The sequence below is a fragment of the Lacticaseibacillus parakribbianus genome (assembly GCF_025490915.1).
Classification (GTDB): domain Bacteria; phylum Bacillota; class Bacilli; order Lactobacillales; family Lactobacillaceae; genus Lacticaseibacillus; species Lacticaseibacillus parakribbianus.
Genome location: NZ_JANQBA010000002.1, coordinates 184455 through 204254, shown reverse-complemented (window position 1 = coordinate 204254; position 19800 = coordinate 184455). Strand labels below are relative to the sequence as shown.

The window sequence follows — 19800 nt, the reverse complement described above, 5'->3', positions numbered from 1 at the left end:
CTGTCAGCCGCAACCACCTGTGGTTAAAGCGTGAAGGCGATGGTCAAAACCTGGTACGGCGTGGCGGTCAGCGTCACGCTGCCGTCTGCCGCCGGGGTCAGCGCCTGAAGCGGTGTTTCATCCAGGCGGGTCAGGCCAACCGCCTTGGCCGCGAAGTGCGGGGTCACCGTGAGCGTCGTGTCGACGCCGGTGAACTCGTGCAGGCGCAAAATGACGCGGGTCTGATCCTCCGCAAGCTTAATGGCGTCGACCTCAACGTCTGCCGCCTCGCTCAGCGTGAAGAGCTGCGGGAGTTTGGCGTCGGTTTGGCTGACGGCCAGCGGTGCGTTGAGCAGCATCGCCTGCTGTTCAACCTCACCTTGGGCAAAATCACCGGCATGGGCGAACAGGCTGTACGTGAAGCGGTGTTCTCCCTGGTCGGCCGTGGTGTCCGGGTAGGTGCCGGCCTTGATCAAGGACAACGACAAGGTCTGGTCGAGGGCCGCGTAGCCGTACTTGCAGTCGTTCAGCAAGGCGACGCCGTAGTCCGGCTGCGACAGATCGGCCCACTTGTGGCCGACCACCTCGAACCGCGCGGTGTCCCAGCTGGTGTTTTGGTTGATCGGGCGGCGCAGGTTGCCGTACTGAATGTCGTAGGTGGCAAAATCGGTGCGGATGTTCAGATCAAACGCGGTCCGAAGCAAGAGCTCCTGTTCGTGCCAGTCGGCGACGGTGTCAAAATCGATGCGGCGGCTGTCGTCGGCCAAAATCAGCTTCTGGGTGACCGTTGAGCGGTCGAAGCGGTAGGTGAAGGTGACCACGGTGGCGGCGTCCTGCCGAACGCTTTGGATGCTTGCGGCGGTCAGGTCGACCGACTTGGCCACGTAGTCCTCGTCGATGTTCCAGTTGTCGAAGTTCATCGGCCGGTCCTCGTAGATGGTCAGGCGATTGCCGACGTGGCCCGGCAGCAAAACTTCGCGCTGGTTGTCCTTGTCAAAGACGCGGGTCAGCTGGCCGGCGGCGTTCCACGCCACCAGGTAGTGGGCGGATTCGATGCTGTCGCCGGCAAGCGCTTGGCTGCTCAAGGTTGCCGGGGTGAAGGAAAGCTGGGCGCTGGCCAGCGGCGCCAGCGGCACGTTGATCAGGCGGTAGCCTTGCGCTTGGCGAATTGCCGTCAGCGGGGTGCCGTCGGCCAGGGCGAAGCGGCCCTCGCGCGGCTCTTTGATGACGGCCTCACCGGTCGCCAGGGTGCCGCTTGGGTTGGTCAGCGTCAGCGCGGTGCCGCCGGCCGGGGTTAGGTCGGTGATGGTCTGGGTCATGGTCGCGACGTCGGCGTGGACATCTTCGTAGGTTTCCTGAATCGCAGAACCCGGCAAGACGTCGTGGAACTGCGTCTTCATCAGAATTTCCCAGGTGCGGTTCAGGTCTGCCTTAGGGTAGGCGACGCCGTCAAAGACGCGCTGGGTCGTGCGAGCCAGCTCCAGGTTCTTGAGCGCAAACTCCAGCTTGCGGTTGGCGCGTTTGACGAACGCCTGCGACGTGTAGGTGCCGCGGTGGTACTCCAGGTACAGTTCGCCGGCCCAAACCGGGTACTGCTCGCCGTTTTGGGCGACCTGGTCCTCCAAGGTGTCGAAAAAGTCGTCGACGCGTTCGTTGTGAATGCGCGGCATCCCCGGCAGCTCGTTAATCACGCGAATGTTTTCGACCATCTCGCGGGTCGCGCCGCCGCCGCCGTCGCCGAACCCGTAAGGCATCATGATGCGGTGGTTGAGCTGCTTATCCTTGTAGGCGCGGTAGGATTGCAGGATGACCCGCGGCGTGATCTCGCCGTTGTAGGTGTATTTGAACATCTCGGGCTTGCTGTAATCGTAGGTGACCTCGGTGGTGGTCAAAAAGTAGGTCAGCACCTCCGAGCCGTCCAGACCGCGCCAGACGAAGGTGTCGTGCGGGGCGCGGTTGGTGTCGTTCCAGGAGATTTTGGACGTGACGAAGTGATTGATGCCAAAACCCTTCATAATCTGCGGCAGCGCGTAGGAGTAGCCGAACACGTCCGGCAGCCACAGCACGGTCTGCTTGGCATTGAGTTTATCGTTAAAATAAGTCGATCCGTACAGGAACTGACGGGTCAGGGATTCGCCGCTCGGCAGGTTGGTGTCGGGCTCAACCCAGGTGCCGCCGTCGGCCTCCCAGCGGCCGTCCTTGGCGTAGTCTTTGATTTGGGCGAACAGCTCAGGGGCGCGTTGCTCGATGAAGTCGTGAACCTGCGGCGTGGAGTAGAAGAACTTGAACTCCGGGAACTCCTTGAGCAGGCGCAGCGCCGTGGTGAAGGAGCGCGTGGCCTTTTCGGCGGTGTGGCGATAGCGCCACAGCCAGGCCACGTCGATGTGGGTCTGCCCGATGGCCGCGACGTCAAACCCGAGCTTCTGCCCGGCGTGGGCCTTGGTGAACGCGTGGATTTCGGCCAAGGCGGCGGTGCAGGCCGCCGTAATCGCGGCCGTGTCGGCGGTGGCCCAGAAGAAGCGCTTGAAGGTGTTGCGAACCAGCCGCACGTAATCGTACTTGAGCGGCTCGTCGTCGGCCAGCTCCGGAATCAGGTCGATGATGTTCCACAGGTAGGTGTAGGCGTCGCGAATCGGCTTGCGTTCCGGCCCCACCGCCGCGGTTTTGATTGCGTAGTACTGAATTTTCTTGGGCCCGCCACCCTCAAGCCCGGACCACATCAGAACCGACACGACATTGTCGCCGCCGAACTCGGCCGGATCCAAGAACAGCTCCTCGTGGTTGGTGTCGACGGCCTGGTAACGCTCGCCGTTGATGTAGGCCAGCCCTTCATAGCCGTCGTTGTAACCGTCGCCGGTGCGGCCCAGATCCAGCCGCACCACCGCGCGTTCCGCGGTCGTCGGGTCCAAGTGCAGCGGGAACTGTAGCCAAAAGTACTGGTCGCGGCCCTCCCACTGGGTGCCGATGGCGGCGTCCTGCCAGTCGGCCTCGGCCTCGGTCGGCACGGTGCGGTGGTCGGCCCGGGTGTCGTGCCACATGCGCAGGCCCGACAGGTCGGTGAAGCCGGTGTAACGGGCGGCGCCCAACAGCCGCAACTGCTGCCGCGCTTTTCTGGCGTTAAAGATCTCGATTGAATCGTTTCCCTGGTAAGGCATTTTGTCCTCCTCGCGGCGCATCACACGCCTTATTTTCACCAGATTATAGCCGAATTTTCATCCATAAACAATGAACTGAGGACAAAATTTGTCTATGAATCATAGAATTTGCGCTGGGTAGGCAACTGTCTGCAGGGGGCGAACGACTTAGCCGCAATAAGGAGAATATGAGATTTCCGGGGGGCGTGGCGTTCTCGCGGGTAAGCCTCGCCCAGTTCCGTGAGGCGGGAACGGAAATTTGGGCACACAAACGCCTCCAGCCGGGTCAACCGGTTGGAGGCGCCTTGGTTTTTAGACACACACCACGGCACGGCAAAGCCGGCGAGGTGTGTGGCACGTATGCGAGAGGGGATGGGGCTCGACGACTCAGCCAATTTCTGGACTCAAACCAGTTAAGCTGTTTTCTTTTACGCGAATTTCTTCGTCGCTAGACACTCACGCCGCGGACGTGGTCGACATAGGTCGACGTTCATCAGATGAGGATGAGGAAATTGGCTGGGCCGTCGCCGAACATGGATCACCCATGCTTGTAGTTTATCATTGGTTTGATTATATTGCAAGTGATTTTCCTGCTTCTAAAATGTAAAAGTTATGTAAATGGTACATATAGGCAACTAATTTCCAATGCTTCAGGCATATTAAATTACAAATGTGATTATTTGAAATATAATAATTGGGGAGGTGAGGAGATGACGAAAACATTCTTTCGGGCCTTGGTCACCGGCGGCTATTCGGGTGAGGCCATTATTGATACTGTGAAATTGCAGCCCATTCAGTTACTCGAAGTCCGTTTTTTGGCACTTCTGGACGGGGAGGGCAAGACGAGACTGGAAACCGATGAAGTTGGCTTCGTTGCCTTCACTTCAGCGTTTACGCTCGCACCAGTGGCCTGGGGCGTCGGGGATGAATTCTGGGCGACCGGCGAGATGGGATTTGTGCAACTGAAACTGGTCGGGAATGCCATGCGGCGCGTTCAAACTCTGAGGCATCGCACAAGGACGCATATCGTGGCGACGGCCAGCGGCCTTGCCAAGCGTCACCCCAAGTCGCCGGCCTGGCGCCGGCTGACCGCGGCATTTTTGGCCGATGAGCTCACTTTCGACCAGTTCGTGAAGCGGGAGCTGGCGCTGATGGCGCGGTGGCAAGACATCGTGCCGCGGGAGTCGCTGGTTCAACGGCAAAACGCGCTTCAGGCCGAGCTGACGCGCAACCTCGAGGCGATTGCCCCGTCGCTGCCCTTGGTGCAGGCCCCGCGCGAGGTGCATCGGTTGCAGCTGGGTGGCCACGACGCGGTTTACCCCAAAACCACGGTGAGCGATCACGCGCTGGCGCGAGATCCCAACTACCAGCGCATGGTGTTGGGGCGCATCATGCGCCAGGCGGCCTACCGCAAGCAGCACGGCATCGCGACGCCGGTGCCAAGCGAGACGACCGAGGGGAGGCGGTGACCATGGCAACCAAGCAGCCCAAGAACCAGGTGACGGCCACCCTAACGGTGACCGGCGGCAGTTTGGTGATCGCGCTGAGACCGACCGGCGATGTGTTCAAGGCGCCGTGCCTGATCACGGCGGTGGAAAGCGTGACCGCAAGCGGTGAAACGGCCACCCAAGACGATGGGCTGACGGTCAGCACCACGCTTTTGCTGCCGTTCACCGCGACGCTGGCAGCCGCCCGGGTCAATCCGGGCGATGAGCTTCAGGTCGGTGGGACGCTGGCACTGCTCAACCGGCTAGATCCGGATTACGCGGGGGTGGCGCTGCGGCTGCAGAATGAAAACTTGCGCCGGGTGAGCCACCTCAGCGGCCGGTGGCAGCGGCGTCACGGCTTTGCCCCGGGGCTGGACGCGCTGGACGCGCAGCTTGCGGCCGGCCGCCTGCCGTTTGCAGACTATCAAAAACGTGCCGCGGCCTGGGTCGCCGACCCCGCGGCCGCAGATTTTGTCGCGCTTCAGGCGGCTCAACGCGCGGTGATGGCCAGGCAACACCGACGTCTGGCCCCTCACGCGCGGCTGCTGTCGGCTATCTGGGATCCGGTGTTGCTGACGCCGCCGGCCAGCACCAGCGCGGCGCCGCCGCTGCGCATCGACCGCGAGCGGTTGACCGATCCAACTTACCTTGAGCGGCTCTTTGGCGCTTGGCTGCGCAATGCCGAGGATGCGCAGCCGTAATCCTCGGTGGGGGGTCGCACCTCGTCGCCCCGCGTTTTGCCGGCGGTCTGCGGCCTTGACCCGGTTTGCGGCCATGAATTGGTTCGCGGTCTTGCCCCGGCTTGCGGCCTTGACCCGAGACGGCCTTGTCGGCATCTGCGGCCGCCCCTCTGGCCTGCAACTCGCGGCGTCGCTTCAACGAACGACGCGCCTGCCGCCTCCCCGGATTTCAGGGAGGCGACAGGCGCGTCAGGTTGGTTGGCCCTCGGTTTTGGCCACGAAGCGGCGGATGAGCGCGGCCACCACGCGCTTGGTTTTGGCCGGGTCGCTGGTGGCGTGTTTGAGTTGCATGTCGATGGCACCGGTGTCCCAGCTCCAGCCGACCGTCTCGCCAAGCAGGATGAGGTAGGTGGCAAACTGCGGCGGCTCATGGACGACGGTCAGCGTCGCGGCCGGGTCGGTTTTGTCCACCGGATCGATCGCCAGCGACGCGTAGATCTCGCACATGGGAAAATCGCCCATCAGCGAATCCGCCAGCTGCTCGGCCAGCTCCTGGTAGGTCATGATCGGTCACCGAACGCCGCCTGGGCGGCCCGGTCGTAGCCCCGCTCGCGATTGATGCGACCGAGCAGGGCCTGGTCGTGGGTGATGGTCTCACCGGTTTCGCGCAGGTGGCGATACAAGTCGGCGTAAGGCAGATTGGCGGCCTCGGCCCGGGCGATTTCCCGGGAAATATCGTAAGGCACCTTGCGAAAAGCGACGTCGAGCCGCCCGGCGGGGTCGATGGTGAGGATGGCGTAATGGGCGCGTTGGTCCTTGAAAAACTGCGGCCACGGGCTGTACGGCTGGCCGACTGCGCCGGGGTTCACAATCAGCTGACCTTGTGAGCTTGGGCGCATGAGCTGCTGGTGCGTGTGACCGTAAACGGCGAGGTCGGCATCGCCGGCCAGCGCGTCGAAGGCCGGCTGCGGCTGACTCGGGTAAAGCGAGCGGCCGTCCGGGGCCAGCCGCGAGTTGTGGGCGGCGACGATGGTCAGGCCGTTGACCCGGCGGGTGGTGACGAAGGGCCGCGCCGCGACTTGCTGCCACTGGGCGGCTGAGAGCTGACGCTGGGCGTATTGGGTCAGCATCGCCAGGTACACCACGGTCGGGCCGGTCAGCGGCTGGGTGCCGTCGGCGATTTCGAGCATCGCGCCTTCCCAGTTGCCGTTGAGCCACACGCCTGGGTGCCGGGCCTCAAGCAGCGCGACCAGCCCCGCGGCGCTTGGCCCGGGCAAAAACAGGTCCCCCAAAAACCAGGTGGCGGTGACGCCTTGCGCGTCGGCATCCGCCAAAACGGCCTCTAGCGCGGTCTGGTTGCCGTGAACATCGGCGAGTAAGGCAATGCGTTGCGTTGTATCAGCCATCCTTAACACTCCTTTGAATACATGCGATGCCTTTATCCTACACTATTTTGGCGGCAGGTAAAGTCTGGGGTACAATGGCGAGCAGGAGGTGGGCCCATGACGACAGACAAACTCGATGAACTGTGGGACCTGTACGACCGCGACTGGCGCGTCTGCGGCACCCAGCGGCGTGGTGACGCGATGCCGGCCGGCTTTTTTCACCTGACCGTCGCGGTGTGGGTGTTCGCACCGGACGGGCGGGTTTTGATCCAGCGGCGCGGTCACCAGAAGCTCAATCAGCCCGACACTTGGGACGTCGCCGCCGGTGGCTCGGCGCTGCGCGGCGAAACTGGCGCCGCGGCGGCCACCCGCGAGCTGCAAGAGGAGCTCGGGCTGACCGTGCCGCTGACCGCGGCCGACTGCTTTGCCACCACCTGGTACCGCGACTGGGTCGAACAGAGCTTTGCGGTGGTGCTGCCCAACTTGTTGCGTGGGCCACTTCACCTGCAGACGGCGGAGGTGGCCGCCACCGCACTGGTCCCCCCAGCGGTCGCGGTGGCGCGGCTGACCCGACCGGACCACGGTGGGTGGCAAGCGGTGCTGGAAGCGGCCTGGGCGCAGGCCGGCCGCTAGCCGCAGGCGCCAAGGCCACGGCGGCCGTTACCCGCAGCGGCTGCGACGACACACAAGGGTCTGCCAAATCCGAATTGGCCGGATTTGACAGACCCTGACTGTTTTGTGGTGGCCTGATGAAGCGACCGCCTGGCGTCCGGGGCGGCCGTGCAATCGGGTCCGGCGACCTAGTGCGGCCGCTGCGGTTCGCGGTGGCCGTACGTCAGCAGGCCGCCGATGAACAGCGCGAGGCTGGCCAAGGCCAGCAGGTCGAAGCGGCCGGTGGTGGTGACCTGGCCGGTTTCAAAGTCGTGGTTTTGCAAGAACGCGGCAATCAAAAAGCCGTTGGCGACCACCGCCGCGGCCTGCGCCAGGACGTACCCGGCCAGACGAGCGGTCAGCGCCCGGTGCTCGCCGGCCCCAAGCACGGCCAGCATGAGCTGCAGGCCAAGCACCAAGGCCCCGGCGGCGAAGAGCAGGGTTTCAACTTTTGTCATCGCACTCCCTCCTTTTGCGCCAGAGTCTAACAGGCGCCGGCGTGAGCGTCAAGCAATCTGCTTGCAAGCCCGGTGCGACGGGTTTTTCACCGATCAATTGTGGCAAGCCGCCGGCCGCGGCCTGGGACCAAAAAAGGCCGCGGTCGGCGGCCCTTGGTCAGTTCGGTTGCGTCGTCGTCTGCTGGGTTTCGGCCTGCAGGCGCTGGTCGTAGGTGCGGGTGGCCGGCAACAGCCAGGTCGCGGCGCCGCAGACGAGGGTGCCGACGCCGGCAATCACGAAGAGGGTCGCCACGCCGAAGCGATCCGCCAGCGGCCCGGCGAAAATCAGGCCGACCGGGCCGGTCAGGCTCATCAAGGCGTTCAACACGCCGAGGACGCGGCCGAGCCGTTCGGGCGGGAAGCTCTGCTGGATCATCGCCATCAACAGGGTGTTGAAGAACGGCGTCCCGACGCCGGCCAGCGCGTTGAGCCCGACGAACCACCAGAAGGCCTTTTGGGTGCCGGGCAACAGGCCGCTGGCGCCGATGGTGACGCCCAAAATCAGGTAGGCGAAGATAATCGGCCGCATCCGGTCGCGCCACCTGCCGAACAGCCCGATGACGGCGCCGCCGAGGAGCATGCCGGCGGAGTAGACGACTTCGATCAGGCCGGCCTGCGCGACGCTGCCGTGGAAGTGCTGCATGGTCATCAGCGGGTACAGGCTCGCCGCCGGCATGAACACCAGCGTGAAGGCCATGCCAAGCACCGTGATTGCCCAGAGGCCGCGCCGGCGCCGCAGCATGGTGAAGCCGGCCTTGGTGTCTTGCCAAACCGGGGTGCCGGCATCCGCGGCCGGGCGGTGGGGGATGCGAACCGGCAGCAGCATCAAGGTGCCAAGCGCCGCCCCCAGCACGTCCAGCAGGATCAGCCAGCGAATGTCGACGAGGCTGAACAAGAATGCGCCAAGCGCCGGCGCAATCAGCATGTTGGCCGACTGCACCATGCCGAGCTGCCCGTTGATGCGGGTGAGCTCGACCTCCGGCACCAGCGTCGGCATCAGCGACTGAATCGTCGGCATCTGGAAGGTTTGGGCGATGGCCCGCATCGCCAGGCTGACAAAAACCAGCCACAGGGGAAACTGATCGTGACCGACGAAAAATAGCGCCAGGGCGAAGGCGGCGACCACCCAATCGGCGCCGATCAGCAGGCGTTTTTTGTGGGTGCGGTCGATGAAGCCGCCGACAAACGGGCTGAGCAGCACCATCGGCAGCATCCCGACCAGCGTGGCGAGGCTCAATATCGTGGCCGAGCCGGTCTGCTTGGTCAGGTACCAGATGATCGCGTACTGGACGATCATGGTCGTGATGCCGGAGAGCAATTGGCCGCCGAGAAACAGGTTGATGTTGCGACGCCAGTGGGGCAGTGGGCTCATGGTTGGACCTCCAAGTGTTGTGTCTCACTTCATTATATCAGGCCCAACCCCGCTTGACATTCGCCACTTGGCCGGCTACAATTCAGATAATTTCTTGGCCCAAGTAGGCGTACCCAGAGAGCGGTGGGAAGCTGGAAACACCGTGTACGATGCCGAATCCTAGCCAAGCCCTCAGTTTAATCCGCAATTAAAAAGCGCAAAGCCTAGCTTTGAACGAGAATGGTACCGCCCGCTTGGGTGTCTCGATCAAAGCGGGCTTTTTTGCGCAAAAAGGAGTCGCTCATGCGTGTTCTCAACTGCCGCCGGGTGGTGGTCAAAATCGGCACCAGCAGCCTGATTCACCCCTCCGGCACCATCAATCTGCAAACCATCGACCGCCTGGCCTACGCCTTGGCCGCCTTGACCAACCAGGGGCTGGCCGTCGTGCTGGTGACCTCCGGGGCCATCGGGGTCGGGCTCAACCGCCTGCACCTCAGCGAGCGGCCGGCCGCCATCGCCGCCCAACAGGCGCTTGCGGCGATCGGCCAAAGCGAGCTGATGCGCCTGTACTCGCAGCGATTCGCCGACTACGACGCCCAGGCCGCCCAGCTGCTTTTGACGCACGATGTGTTCGATTACCCGCTGTCGCGCCAGCACGTGCTGGATACCATCGACGCGCTGCTCGCCGCCCGGGCGATTCCCGTGATCAACGAGAACGACTCGGTCGCCGTCGATGAGCTCGACCACCGCACGACCTTCGGTGACAACGACCAGCTGTCGGCGCTGGTGGCCACGCAGATCGACGCCGACTTGTTGATCGTGATGTCCGACATCGACGGCCTGTACACCGCGGATCCGCGCAGCGACCCGGCGGCCTCGCGCATTCCGCGGGTGACCGCGGTGTCCCAAGCGCAGATCGAACGGGCCGGCGGCACCGGCAGCCGTTTTGGCACCGGCGGCATGGTGACCAAGCTGAAGGCCGCGGCCACGATGCTTGACGCCGGCAAGCAGATGGTGCTGTGCAGCGGCGCGGATCCGCGGGTGCTGCTGCAGGTGGTGGCCGGCGAGGCCATCGGCACCTGGTTCGCCCCAGCCGAAAAGGAGGACGTGAAATGACGAACTTAACCACCATGGGTCAGGCCGCCCGAGCCGCGGCGACGCAGCTGGCCCAATTGACCACCGACGACAAAAACGCGGCGCTGCTCGCGATGGCGGCGCAGCTCGAGGCCGCGACGCCGGCCATTTTGGCCGCCAACGCGCAGGACCTGGCGGCGGCCGCGACGGCGCCGACCAAGTTCTTGGACCGGCTGCGCCTGAGCGAAGCGCGAATCGCCGACATGGCCGCCGGGGTCCGGGCAGTGGCGGCGCTGCCGGATCCCACCGCGCGATTGGACGCCGGCTGGGTGACCCACGCCGGCCTCGAGATTCAGCCGCGCCGGGTGCCGCTGGGCGTGATCGGGATGATCTGCGAGGCGCGGCCGAACGTGACCGTCGACGCCGCGGCCCTAACGCTCAAAAGCGGTAACGCGGTGATTCTGCGCGGCGGTCACGAGGCGCTTTTGACCAACCAAGCGCTGGCCGCGGTGCTGCAGGCGGCGCTTGCGTCCTGCGGGTTGCCGCAGACCGCGGTGCAGCTGGTGGGAGACCCCAGCCGCGCCAGCGCCACGGCCCTGATGCACCTGAACGGCTACTTGGACGTGCTGATTCCGCGCGGCTCCGCCCGGCTGATTCAGGCGGTGGTGCAAGAGGCGACCGTGCCGGTGATCGAAACCGGCGCCGGCAACTGCCACATCTACGTCGACGCGGCCGCCGACCTCGCGATGGCCGAGCGCATCGTGGTCAACGCCAAGGTGCAACGGCCCAGCGTCTGCAACGCCGCCGAGAAGCTGTTGGTGCATGAGGCGATTGCGAAAAAGGCGGTGCCTAGGTTGGCCCAGGCCCTGACCGAGCATGGCGTGGCGCTGCGCGGTGACGCGGCCGCCTGCGCCCTGTGGCCGGCGATGACGCCGGCGACGGAAGCGGATTGGGAGACGGAGTACAACGACTTGATCATGGCCGTGAAGGTGGTACCGGACCTGAACCATGCAATCGCCCACATCAACCGCCACGGCACCCGCCACTCCGAAGCCATCGTCACCAACGACTACGCGGCCAGCGAGCGGTTCCTGAACGAAGTCGACGCCGCCTGTGTCTACGTCAACGCCTCGACGCGCTTCACGGACGGCGCGGAGTTTGGCTTCGGGGCGGAGATCGGCATCAGCACCCAGAAGCTGCATGCCCGGGGGCCGATGGGGTTGGCGCAGCTGACCACCATCAAGTACGCGATTCGCGGCAGCGGTCAGATTCGCGGCTGAACCAATCGTTGCGATAACCAACTTCTTTAAAATAAAAAGTTAAAAATTATTTTTACCATAACCCGGATTTTGATATACTCTAGTTATCAAAATATTGGGAGGGCTTTCACATGACCAACATCACGAAGGGGGCCGTCGTCAAGTGCCAGGCGAACGGCAACATGGAACACGACTTCATCGGCACGGTGACCAAGTGCTACGAGAACTCCTGCCTGGTGCAGATCGACGAGTTCGACCCCAAGGACCGCATGAATGCGCGTGAGCTTTTGCACATGACGGTGATCGCCAACAGACGCATGGAGGTGCTGGTGCCGGGCCAGCCCGAGCCGGCAACGGCGCCGATCATCTCCGCCAGCTGAGTGTCTTGCCCCCGTTGTGGTATAATAAGAACAGTTGCGACACTTAGGCAAAGATACGGGGGAAAACATGGCACAAGAAATTACAGTAGGATCGACGGTCGACGTCAAGAAAAGCGCGAACGTGCCGCTGTCCTTCACCGGCACCATCGAGAAGTTGTACGCCAACTCCGCGATGCTGACCATCGACAAGTTCGACAACGCGGATGCCGAGGTCGTCGAGGACCTGAAGCACAAGACCGTTGTGAACTACAAGCACATGACCCAAAACGGCAAGGCCGTTCAGCCCCCGAAGCCGGACGACGCCAAGTAGGGCTGATTCCCAACGGCGACCGCGCCAGCCCAAAACACCCGCGATGCGAGACCGAAGCAGCAGCTTCAGTTCCGCGTCGCGGGTGTTTGCGTTCATGTCCTGAATTCAGCAACGGGCTCGCGGTCCAAGCCGGACCCTGCGCTAGCCGTCCCGCTAAGGGCGCTCGGGCTCACGCTCTAAACGCGTTCCCCCGAGCAACGCGGGAGCGGCTAGCTACGCCGCGCGGTCGGGGCACAACCCCGCCCCACCCTCACGGCTAGGCTACCCGTCCCGCTAAGGGCGCTCGGGCTCACGCTCTGATACTCAGCCCTTCCTCGCTGATTGTTAGCGGCAGGACCGTGCCGGCCGTCAGGCGTTCGCGCAGCCGCACCAGGAAGTCGGGCAGCGCGGCCGGGGCCAAGCAGATCAGGGCCGGGCCGTTGCCCGAGGCGAAGCAAGCGAAGCCGCCGGTGGCGACCACCGCCCGGGAGACCATTTCCGCGTGGGGGTAGTAGCTGGCCGTGACCTGCGCCTCTAGGGGAAAATGCCGCCGCAACCAGGTGCCGTCGCACCGCTGCATCGCCGCCAGCAGGTCGGCGATGGCCGGTGGCGCGAGCGTCGGTCGCGCCGGCACCGCCACGGCCGGCACTTGGGTCGGCAGGTAGACGGCGCCTTGCAGCCCGGCGATGCTCAACGGGGCGGTGCCGGTTTCGCCCTGTTGCAGGCCGCCGCCGGCCAAGGCGGTGCGAATGGCCAACTCGTCCGGCTCGAAAAAGGCGGTGTGGGCGATCTGTTCGTTTTCGCTCAAGGGGTGGTCGCCCAAGGCGCTGGCCAGGCTGACGCCGGCCAGCGTGGCGGCCAGGGAGCTGCCCAGGCCCATGCCGGTCGGCAGCGTCGAGGCGACCGACAGCTGGTGCGGCTCCAGCCCCGGCGCCACCGTCTGCGCGACGGCGACGATGAGATTGGACTCATCGTGCGGCAGGGTGGGGTCGGCGTGTGCGACCTCCCACTCGTACCAAGCCGGTCCGACCGTCACGGTCACCCCGCGGTCGATCGCGAAGGCGAACGCCGGCTGCACCAGGGACGTGACCGTCCCGGGGACCCAGATTTTCATAGACAACACGCTCCCAGAATTCGATTAGATGTAACTAAGTATATCTAACCGTTATCTCATTTTCCACCCATTTTCAAAAAAATTTGAATCAGGGTATAATGGAAGCTAAGAAAACCGGGCGTCGCAACGCTCGCGAAAGGTCGCCACATGGTCGAATTAGTTCTGCTCCGGCACGGAGAAAGCACCGCCAACTTCACGAACACCTACACCGGCTGGTCGGATGTCCCGCTCACCGCCAAGGGCGTGGCCCAGGCCCAGGCCGCCGGCGCCGCTTTGGCCGCGACCGGCATCCAGTTCGGCCACGTTCACACCTCGGTTTTGCAACGCGCCATCGCGACGGCCTACCTGGTGCAGGACGCGATCGGCCAAAACTGGCTGCCGATCACCAAGTCCTGGCGGCTCAACGAACGCCACTACGGCGCCTTGCGCGGCCTGAACAAGCAGCGAACCCGCGACCTGTTCGGGGCCAGCCAAGTGGCGGCCTGGCGCCGCAGCTACTGCGACCTGCCGCCGCTGTTGGCCCATGCCCAGGGCGGCCGGCGCTACGCCGGCTTTCCCCGGGCCATCGTGCCGCGGGGCGAAAGTCTGCAGGACGCCGAGGCCCGGCTGGTGCCGTACTGGGTGGATGAGATTGCCCCGCGGCTGATCGCCGGGCAACCGCAGCTGGTGGTCGCCCATGGCTCGACGCTGCGGGCCCTGATTAAGTACTTGGAGGGCATCAGCGACGCGGCCATCGACGGGGTCGAGGTCGCCAACGCCCAGCCGATCGTCTACAAGCTGGACGCCGGGCTGAACATCCTGAGCAAGCGGGTGCTGCCGACGCATTGATGCGGCCACTTTTTGGTTGCGGTTTCGTTATAGCGGGGTTAAAATATAATCGTTATAACACGAGATTTGTGAAAATCGATTAGCTAATCACATGAAATAATTATCACAGGCCGCGAGTTGCATATTCGTAACGCGCGTGGCGATGACTATTTTGGGGGTTGGCTATTTTTTTGCGCCAAAATGGTGAGGGCGGCCGATTGCAAAATCGGCAATGGAGGTTGAGACATGTTACACAGACTGCAAGCCACCTTGATGGAGCTGGTGGCGCTGCTCGCGTTGGTGGTCGGGTTTGCCTGGCGACCGCAGCCGGTGGCGGCCGCGGGGCAGCCGCTGCAAACCGTGATTGTGAAGAACGGTGAGGCCAACGGCTACGATTTGATTTTGAAGAACAACAGCGACCGCGACTACCGCAACGTGACGGTGACCGCAACGCTGCCCAAGGCGCTGGCCGGCCAAAGCGGTAAGCTGACCTGGCGCGTCGCCAAATTCGGGCTGAGCGGCCAGCGGCGGCTGCCGTTCACGGTTCATCCGCAGTCGGGCCGAGTCACCGTGGCGACCAAGGCGGTGCAGGTCCAATACGCGCGGTTTCAGGCCTGGTGGGTGGCGGCTGGCGCCCTGGTGGTGCTGATCGGCGGCACCGGGACCTTTTTGCTCTGGCGGCGGCACAAGGCGGCGCTGGCGCTGCTTTTGATCGGCGTGGCCGGCGGTGGCCTGGCGCTGACGCTGCTGCAGCCGGTGGCCGCGACGGATGAAACGCACGGGCAGGCCCGTTTTACCCGCAATGGTCAGGTCTACACCGTGACCACGGCGATTCGCTACGACGCGGTCGGTGCGACCCGGCTGGTCCCGTTCACCGCCCGGGTGAGCGGCGAAGCGCCTGCTCGCGTGACCGTGAGCGACCGCGACGGCGGCACCAAGCGAACCGTCGCGCTGCGAGGCGGGGTCCTGGCGACCCGGCTGGTCAAGTCGCACCGCTACCGCATCAGCGGCGCCGGCCTTGACGCTACCCTGACGCCCGGCGGCCGCAACACCTACAAGGTGAAGGCGGCGACCGGCCGGCTGCAATTGGGCGAAGCCATTGCCAAAAACGGCGGCACGATGGTGTTAAAAACCACCGCGGCCGATCTGCAAACGGCGGCCGGCTACCGCATCGACCCGGCCCATTCGCGCGTGATCGTCGCCGGCGTGACCGGCGATTACCGCGTCGGCGACTGCCTGTACTTGCCGCCGTTCGGCTACAACTACGGCGGCGCCGCGGTTCGCGTCACGGCCGTCGATGCCCAGGCCACCCAGACGAGCCTGACCGTCACCGACGCCAAGGTCGACGCGGTGGTCGCGACGGTGGATGCGCCCAAGACTGAAGTGTCGGTCGCCCAAGCCATGTTCGTTCCGGCCCCCGGCGTCAAGGTGTCCGGTCAGCCCGTGGCCGGGGTGGGGATGGAGAAGACGAGATTTGGATCTATTAATCCCGCCTTTGAGGCAGTTGGCGCAAAAAAGGTCTCAATCGAGTGGTCAAAAGAACGCGGAGAAGATAGTAAAATCAGTCTCAGTAATGAATTTGAATTCTCTGGCAAACTTGAGGCTGAGGCCCACATTAACTTTTTGACACATAAAAATAGTGCCAGCCTCTCTGAAAAACTTGAGTTTAGTAACGAGTCGAGTCTTGAAATTAAGGGGAGCACAAAGGATATTAAGGCACTAAAAAAGCTAACGGACGGTATTGAAATTGGTAACATATACTTCAAAGTGCCGCTACCAGGCATCAGCGTTCATGCGCCACTGAGAATTTTTGTTAAATTCGACGGCAGTTTGAAAGCAAGCGTTAAGTTGGCCGTTACGCAAAGTGCGACTGCTGAAATTTCAGAGGAGGGTGAGGCCAGCTTGACGCGTAAGATAACACCCACCTGTGAAGGCTCGGCTGATATCAAGGGCACTCTCACCGTGGGGGAAAACGTCAATCCAGAATTAATGGTGCTAGAGAAGCTTTCACCAGTTGATCTCGACGGAACTTTTGGCTTTGAGGTAGAAGGCCACGCAAAATTTGGATTTTCCAAGGATTTGGTCACACTAACAAATAGTAGTACCAATGATTACTCAATCGAAGGTAGTTTCGTTTCAAGTACGAAGGCGGAGAGTAAGTTACCGAAGTTCTGGGGTGGGAAACCGCTGGAAAGCGAGAAATTAAAATGGAAGCTGCGACTCTTCAAGTACAGCACCAAGGAGGAACGAGAGAAGAAGGCAGCGGCGAAAAAGAAGGCAGACAAAAAGAAAAAAGTCGACGCAAAGAAAAAAGCCGAAGCAGCCGCCAAGAAAAGGGCGGAGGCTGCGGCCAACGATCCGCGTAAGCTGCTGCCGGGCAAATCGTTTATGATGAGGCTCGAGCAGATCGACGGCAAGGACCCGCAGGTCGTCTTTCCGCAGGATTTTGCGCCGGGGTGGGTGACGAAAGTGCTGTACCCGTTCGGTTATTTCATCGACGACCACCGGATGAAGGTCAGCTACTACAGCGGGAACTTCCCGGTGGCAACGGTGACCTACACGACCACCGGCAACCGGCTGCGCTTCAAGGACCAGCAGGGTGTCGCCTACGCCATTCCGTTCACCGTGACGAATGGGCAGATCACGTTCCAGAATGTGGTCCAGAGTCGTGCTGATGCCACGAAGACGTACAAGGTGACGTTGTCCTTCACCCTTTCCGACGACACCGCCCAGATTCAGCAGATTCCGGGCTTTGAGAAGCCCTGACCGCCGAATGGGGTCGTTAACTACTTCCGTTAGTCACGATTGAGCCTCCCGGTTGGCGCGTGTGGCCGACTGTGCTAACGTTTTACCCAGTGCGTGTCAGAATCGTTGAGCCAATCTTTGGAAAAGGGGTCACCGGTCGCGCAAAACAGCGCGGCGGCCCCATTTTCGCGGATTGGCTTTTTTGATGCGTCAAACGGAGTTGAAGTAGGGGGATTGGATGATGAAACGAGGAACACGCGCGGCCTTGGTGGCCCTGGTGGCGCTGGTCGCAACCGTGGTCGGCCTGGCCTGGCGACCGCAGCCGGTGGCGGCGGCCACCGCGCCGCTGCAGACGGCCATCGTCAAGAACGCGACGGCCAACGGCTACGATTTGATTTTGAAAAACAACAGCAACCGCGACTACCGCAACGTGCGGGTGACCGCGACGCTGCCCAAGGCGCTGGCCGGCCAAAGCGGCAAGCTGACCTGGCGCATCAAGCGCTTCGGGCTGAGCGGCCAGCGGCGGCTGGCCTTCACGGTGGCGCCGGGCTCCGGCAAGGTGACGGTGGCCGAGCCCGGCGCCACGGTTCACTACGCCGGCCACGCGACCTGGTGGCTTGCGGCCGGCGCCTTCGTGGTGGTGCTCGGCGCAGGCGGCGCGTTTTGGCTGCTGCGGCGGCGCCGCGCGGCGACGGCCATTGTGCTGATTGGGTTGACCGGCGGCGGTCTGGCGCTGGTTTTGAACCGGCCGGTGACGGCGACCGAGTCTATGCACAGCCAGGTGCGGTTCACCCGCGACGGCAAGGTCTACGCGGTGGCCACCCAGATTCGCTACGATACGGTGGCCAAAACGGTGCTGGTCCCGTTCACCGCCCGGGTGAGCGGCGACAAACTTGCCCGGGTGACGGTGAGCGACCGCGACGCGGCCACCAAGCGAACCGTGCCGCTGCAAAATGGCGTCCTGGCGACCCGCCTGGTCAAGTCGCACCGCTACCGCATCAGCGGCGCCGGCCTTGATGCGAACCTGACGCCGGGCGGTCGCAACACCTACAAGGTGAAGGCGGCCACTGGCAAGCTGCGGCTCGGCCAGGCGCTGACCAAAAACGGCGGCACCCTGGTGTTGAAAACCACCGCGGCCGCGCTGCAGACGACGGCCGGCTACCGCATCGACCCGGCCCATGCCCGGGTGATCGTCAACGACACGACGGCCGATTACCGCGTCGGCGACTGCTTGTACCTGCCGCCGTTCGGCTACAACTACGGCGGCGCCGCGGTGCGGGTGACCGGCGTTGCGGTCCAGGCGACCCAGACCGTTTTGACCGTGACCGATGCGAAGGTCGACGCGGTGGTCGCGACAGTGGATGCGCCGCCAACCACGGTGTCGGCTGACCAGGCCGTGTTCGTCCCGGCGCCGGGCGTCACCGTGTCGGGCCAGCCGGCGCAAGGCGTCGGGCTGGAACACACCGGGTGGTCACACGCGGGAACCGTGTTTGACGCCCAGGCCAAGGTGGTGGAGGCGCAAAAATTCAGCTTCGAGTACAAGTACCCGAACAAGAAGGCCGCCAAGGCTGCGACTAAAGATAAGAAGGACGGCGACGACGACAGCGATACCGGGTTTAGCGTCAGCGACGAGATGGCGGCCTCGGGGGAGGTCAACTTCTCGGTTCACACCAACTTTATTACCCACAAGACCAAGACTAAGCTGGCCGATACCGTGACCTTCGGCAACACGATAGAGGTGAAGCTGGCCGGCGACACCAAGGACGCACCTAAGGACTCGTTTTTTGGGAGCCTGGCGGAAGGTCTGCCGGTCGGCACCCTGCGCTTTCCCACGCCAGTCTGGGGCGTCAGCGTCGAGCTGCCGGTCAACTTGGTGCTCGACTTGAGCGGTGAGCTCACCGGCACGTACAAATTCGAGATCGCCCGAAACGGCTCGCTGACCTTCCAAACCGGCAAGAAGTTCAAGCATCAAAGCAAAACCGACATCACGTCCTCAGGCAAAGTCGAGGCGAAGGGAACCGCGCAGCTGGGCTTCCGCGCCAAAACCAAGCTGATGATCCTCCAGTCGGTGTCGCCGGCCGACCTCGACGCGTTCGCGGGGCTTCAATTCGAGGCCGACGGGACCTTCACCTTCGCCAAGGGCAAGGTGGTGCCGCACTTCGCCTTGGCGGCGGCCGGGTCAATCGAAGGCGACGTGCTGCTGACCGGCAAGGCCGAAAGCGAACTGCCAATGCTTTGGCACGGCAAAAAAGTGGAATCCAAGGAGCTTGAGTTCAAGTACCAGCTATTCAAGCTCGACGGCAAGACCGGCACCAAGAAAAAGGCCACCGCCGACAAGGCAGACAAGACCGCGTCGAACGCCGATGGCCTCACCAAGCAGCTGGTCGGCAAGTCCTTCCAGATGATGCCCGAGCAGTTCGACGGCGAACCCTTCGCCAAGGCGTATGCCGAGGACCGGGCGCCATACACCCTGAATGTTTACTGGCCCTTCGGCTACTTCCTCGATGATCACCAGATGCGCGTCGGGTGGCTGGGTCGCAACGCGATGGTCGAAAACGAGCCCTACACCATCAGCGGCAACACGCTGCACTTCGAGGACTGGGACGTGCCGTTCAAAATCGTGAATGGTCAAATCACGTTCGGGAACTTCAATTGGACTTGGCACTGGACCGGCGACGACAAGTATGCCGGCGATCACAAGATGGTGCTCAGCTTCACGCTGGGTGACGACGCCGCCGAATTCAAAAAGTACCCGGGCTTTTAGCCGCTAACTGAACATCATCACCGAATTGGGCCAACCGGGTCGCCACCGGCTGGCCCTTTTTGGCGTGTTCTCGGCGACCCTGGACCAGCCGTGCAACCGCCCGTCTGTTAACGGTATCAGGCCGCGACCGCACGATTGGGACCGGTAACAGCGGCCGAATGCTTGTGCCGCTCGGCGGATTCCCATACGCTGGTATAGGTAAGA

At 63.2% G+C, this 19800-nt stretch carries 16 protein-coding genes and 1 pseudogene; 10 read left to right on the top strand and 7 right to left on the bottom strand.

Features of this window, described 5'->3' with window-relative positions:
- Nucleotides 1-23: 23 nt before the first annotated feature.
- Complete coding sequence (locus NUH19_RS02930; RefSeq protein ID WP_262315069.1) at nt 24-3134, bottom strand: alpha-mannosidase; 3111 nt, start codon at nt 3132-3134, stop codon at nt 24-26.
- Between the two features lie 689 nt (nt 3135-3823).
- Here NUH19_RS02930 and NUH19_RS02925 point away from each other — a divergent pair.
- Nucleotides 3824-4582 carry a hypothetical protein gene (locus tag NUH19_RS02925; RefSeq protein WP_262315068.1) on the top strand — a complete coding sequence of 253 codons (759 nt, stop codon included), beginning with the start codon at nt 3824-3826 and terminating at the stop codon, nt 4580-4582.
- A gap of 2 nt (nt 4583-4584) precedes the next feature.
- Nucleotides 4585-5301, top strand: a complete 717-nt coding sequence (locus NUH19_RS02920) for a hypothetical protein (protein ID WP_262315067.1) — start codon at nt 4585-4587, stop codon at nt 5299-5301.
- 228 nt (nt 5302-5529) lie between these two features.
- Here NUH19_RS02920 and NUH19_RS02915 read toward each other — a convergent pair whose 3' ends face one another.
- On the bottom strand, nt 5530-5844 hold the full coding sequence (locus NUH19_RS02915) for a hypothetical protein (RefSeq protein ID WP_262315066.1): 315 nt from the start codon (nt 5842-5844) through the stop codon (nt 5530-5532).
- Nucleotides 5841-6686 (bottom strand): metallophosphoesterase family protein, encoded by an 846-nt coding sequence (locus NUH19_RS02910; protein WP_262315065.1) that lies wholly within the window; start codon nt 6684-6686, stop codon nt 5841-5843. Before NUH19_RS02910 ends, NUH19_RS02915 begins: the two co-directional genes overlap by 4 nt.
- 96 nt (nt 6687-6782) lie before the next feature.
- Here NUH19_RS02910 and NUH19_RS02905 point away from each other — a divergent pair, with 96 nt between their 5' ends.
- On the top strand, nt 6783-7298 hold the full coding sequence (locus NUH19_RS02905; RefSeq protein WP_262315064.1) for an NUDIX domain-containing protein: 516 nt from the start codon (nt 6783-6785) through the stop codon (nt 7296-7298).
- 167 nt (nt 7299-7465) lie between these two features.
- Here the strand turns inward: NUH19_RS02905 and NUH19_RS02900 are convergent, their stop codons facing one another.
- Together NUH19_RS02900 and NUH19_RS02895 are read right to left on the bottom strand one after the other, a co-directional pair.
- A complete protein-coding gene (locus NUH19_RS02900) occupies nt 7466-7774 on the bottom strand; it encodes a hypothetical protein (RefSeq protein ID WP_262315063.1) in 309 nt (102 codons plus the stop codon).
- A gap of 157 nt (nt 7775-7931) precedes the next feature.
- Nucleotides 7932-9185, bottom strand: coding sequence for an MFS transporter (locus NUH19_RS02895; protein ID WP_262315062.1), 1254 nt, complete (start codon nt 9183-9185; stop codon nt 7932-7934).
- A gap of 282 nt (nt 9186-9467) precedes the next feature.
- Here NUH19_RS02895 and proB point away from each other — a divergent pair, with 282 nt between their 5' ends.
- The 4 genes from proB to NUH19_RS02875 all read left to right on the top strand — a co-directional run bounded on the left by proB (nt 9468) and on the right by NUH19_RS02875 (nt 12187).
- Nucleotides 9468-10280 carry a glutamate 5-kinase gene (gene proB / locus NUH19_RS02890; RefSeq protein WP_262315061.1) on the top strand — a complete coding sequence of 271 codons (813 nt, stop codon included), beginning with the start codon at nt 9468-9470 and terminating at the stop codon, nt 10278-10280.
- On the top strand, nt 10277-11518 hold the full coding sequence (locus tag NUH19_RS02885; protein ID WP_262315060.1) for a glutamate-5-semialdehyde dehydrogenase: 1242 nt from the start codon (nt 10277-10279) through the stop codon (nt 11516-11518). Before proB ends, NUH19_RS02885 begins: the two co-directional genes overlap by 4 nt.
- A 110-nt stretch (nt 11519-11628) precedes the next feature.
- On the top strand, nt 11629-11877 hold the full coding sequence (locus tag NUH19_RS02880; protein WP_262315059.1) for a hypothetical protein: 249 nt from the start codon (nt 11629-11631) through the stop codon (nt 11875-11877).
- A gap of 67 nt (nt 11878-11944) precedes the next feature.
- Complete coding sequence (locus NUH19_RS02875; protein ID WP_262315058.1) at nt 11945-12187, top strand: hypothetical protein; 243 nt, start codon at nt 11945-11947, stop codon at nt 12185-12187.
- A 289-nt stretch (nt 12188-12476) separates the two neighbouring features.
- Here NUH19_RS02875 and NUH19_RS02870 read toward each other — a convergent pair whose 3' ends face one another.
- Complete coding sequence (locus tag NUH19_RS02870) at nt 12477-13280, bottom strand: GHMP family kinase ATP-binding protein (protein ID WP_262315057.1); 804 nt, start codon at nt 13278-13280, stop codon at nt 12477-12479.
- A gap of 147 nt (nt 13281-13427) precedes the next feature.
- On the opposite strand from NUH19_RS02870, the gene NUH19_RS02865 reads away from it, so the two are divergent.
- From NUH19_RS02865 to NUH19_RS02855, 3 genes are all read left to right on the top strand, one after another.
- Nucleotides 13428-14108, top strand: coding sequence for a 2,3-bisphosphoglycerate-dependent phosphoglycerate mutase (locus NUH19_RS02865; protein WP_262315056.1), 681 nt, complete (start codon nt 13428-13430; stop codon nt 14106-14108).
- Nucleotides 14109-14333: 225 nt separating this feature from the next.
- Nucleotides 14334-16853, top strand: coding sequence for a DUF4381 domain-containing protein (locus tag NUH19_RS02860; protein ID WP_262315055.1), 2520 nt, complete (start codon nt 14334-14336; stop codon nt 16851-16853).
- 220 nt (nt 16854-17073) lie between these two features.
- Nucleotides 17074-19596, top strand: coding sequence for a cytochrome c-type biogenesis protein CcmH (locus NUH19_RS02855; RefSeq protein ID WP_262315054.1), 2523 nt, complete (start codon nt 17074-17076; stop codon nt 19594-19596).
- Nucleotides 19597-19599: 3 nt separating this feature from the next.
- Here the strand turns inward: NUH19_RS02855 and NUH19_RS13155 are convergent.
- Nucleotides 19600-19794, bottom strand: a pseudogene (locus NUH19_RS13155) (hypothetical protein); the annotation flags it as partial.
- Between the last annotated feature and the right edge of the window lie 6 nt (nt 19795-19800).

Excerpts from the sequence above, each read along its gene's own strand:
- NUH19_RS02930 (WP_262315069.1), bottom strand. The coding sequence starts at position 3,134 with ATGCCTTACCAGGGAAACGATTCAATCGAGATCTTTAACGCCAGAAAA.
- NUH19_RS02855 (WP_262315054.1), top strand. The coding sequence starts at position 17,074 with ATGAAACGAGGAACACGCGCGGCCTTGGTGGCCCTGGTGGCGCTGGTC.
- NUH19_RS02910 (WP_262315065.1), bottom strand. The coding sequence starts at position 6,686 with ATGGCTGATACAACGCAACGCATTGCCTTACTCGCCGATGTTCACGGC.
- NUH19_RS02915 (WP_262315066.1), bottom strand. The coding sequence starts at position 5,844 with ATGACCTACCAGGAGCTGGCCGAGCAGCTGGCGGATTCGCTGATGGGC.
- proB (WP_262315061.1), top strand. The coding sequence starts at position 9,468 with ATGCGTGTTCTCAACTGCCGCCGGGTGGTGGTCAAAATCGGCACCAGC.
- NUH19_RS02920 (WP_262315067.1), top strand. The coding sequence starts at position 4,585 with ATGGCAACCAAGCAGCCCAAGAACCAGGTGACGGCCACCCTAACGGTG.
- NUH19_RS02900 (WP_262315063.1), bottom strand. The coding sequence starts at position 7,774 with ATGACAAAAGTTGAAACCCTGCTCTTCGCCGCCGGGGCCTTGGTGCTT.
- NUH19_RS02905 (WP_262315064.1), top strand. The coding sequence starts at position 6,783 with ATGACGACAGACAAACTCGATGAACTGTGGGACCTGTACGACCGCGAC.
- NUH19_RS02870 (WP_262315057.1), bottom strand. The coding sequence starts at position 13,280 with ATGAAAATCTGGGTCCCCGGGACGGTCACGTCCCTGGTGCAGCCGGCG.
- NUH19_RS02925 (WP_262315068.1), top strand. The coding sequence starts at position 3,824 with ATGACGAAAACATTCTTTCGGGCCTTGGTCACCGGCGGCTATTCGGGT.
- NUH19_RS02865 (WP_262315056.1), top strand. The coding sequence starts at position 13,428 with ATGGTCGAATTAGTTCTGCTCCGGCACGGAGAAAGCACCGCCAACTTC.
- NUH19_RS02885 (WP_262315060.1), top strand. The coding sequence starts at position 10,277 with ATGACGAACTTAACCACCATGGGTCAGGCCGCCCGAGCCGCGGCGACG.
- NUH19_RS02860 (WP_262315055.1), top strand. The coding sequence starts at position 14,334 with ATGTTACACAGACTGCAAGCCACCTTGATGGAGCTGGTGGCGCTGCTC.
- NUH19_RS02895 (WP_262315062.1), bottom strand. The coding sequence starts at position 9,185 with ATGAGCCCACTGCCCCACTGGCGTCGCAACATCAACCTGTTTCTCGGC.
- NUH19_RS02875 (WP_262315058.1), top strand. The coding sequence starts at position 11,945 with ATGGCACAAGAAATTACAGTAGGATCGACGGTCGACGTCAAGAAAAGC.
- NUH19_RS02880 (WP_262315059.1), top strand. The coding sequence starts at position 11,629 with ATGACCAACATCACGAAGGGGGCCGTCGTCAAGTGCCAGGCGAACGGC.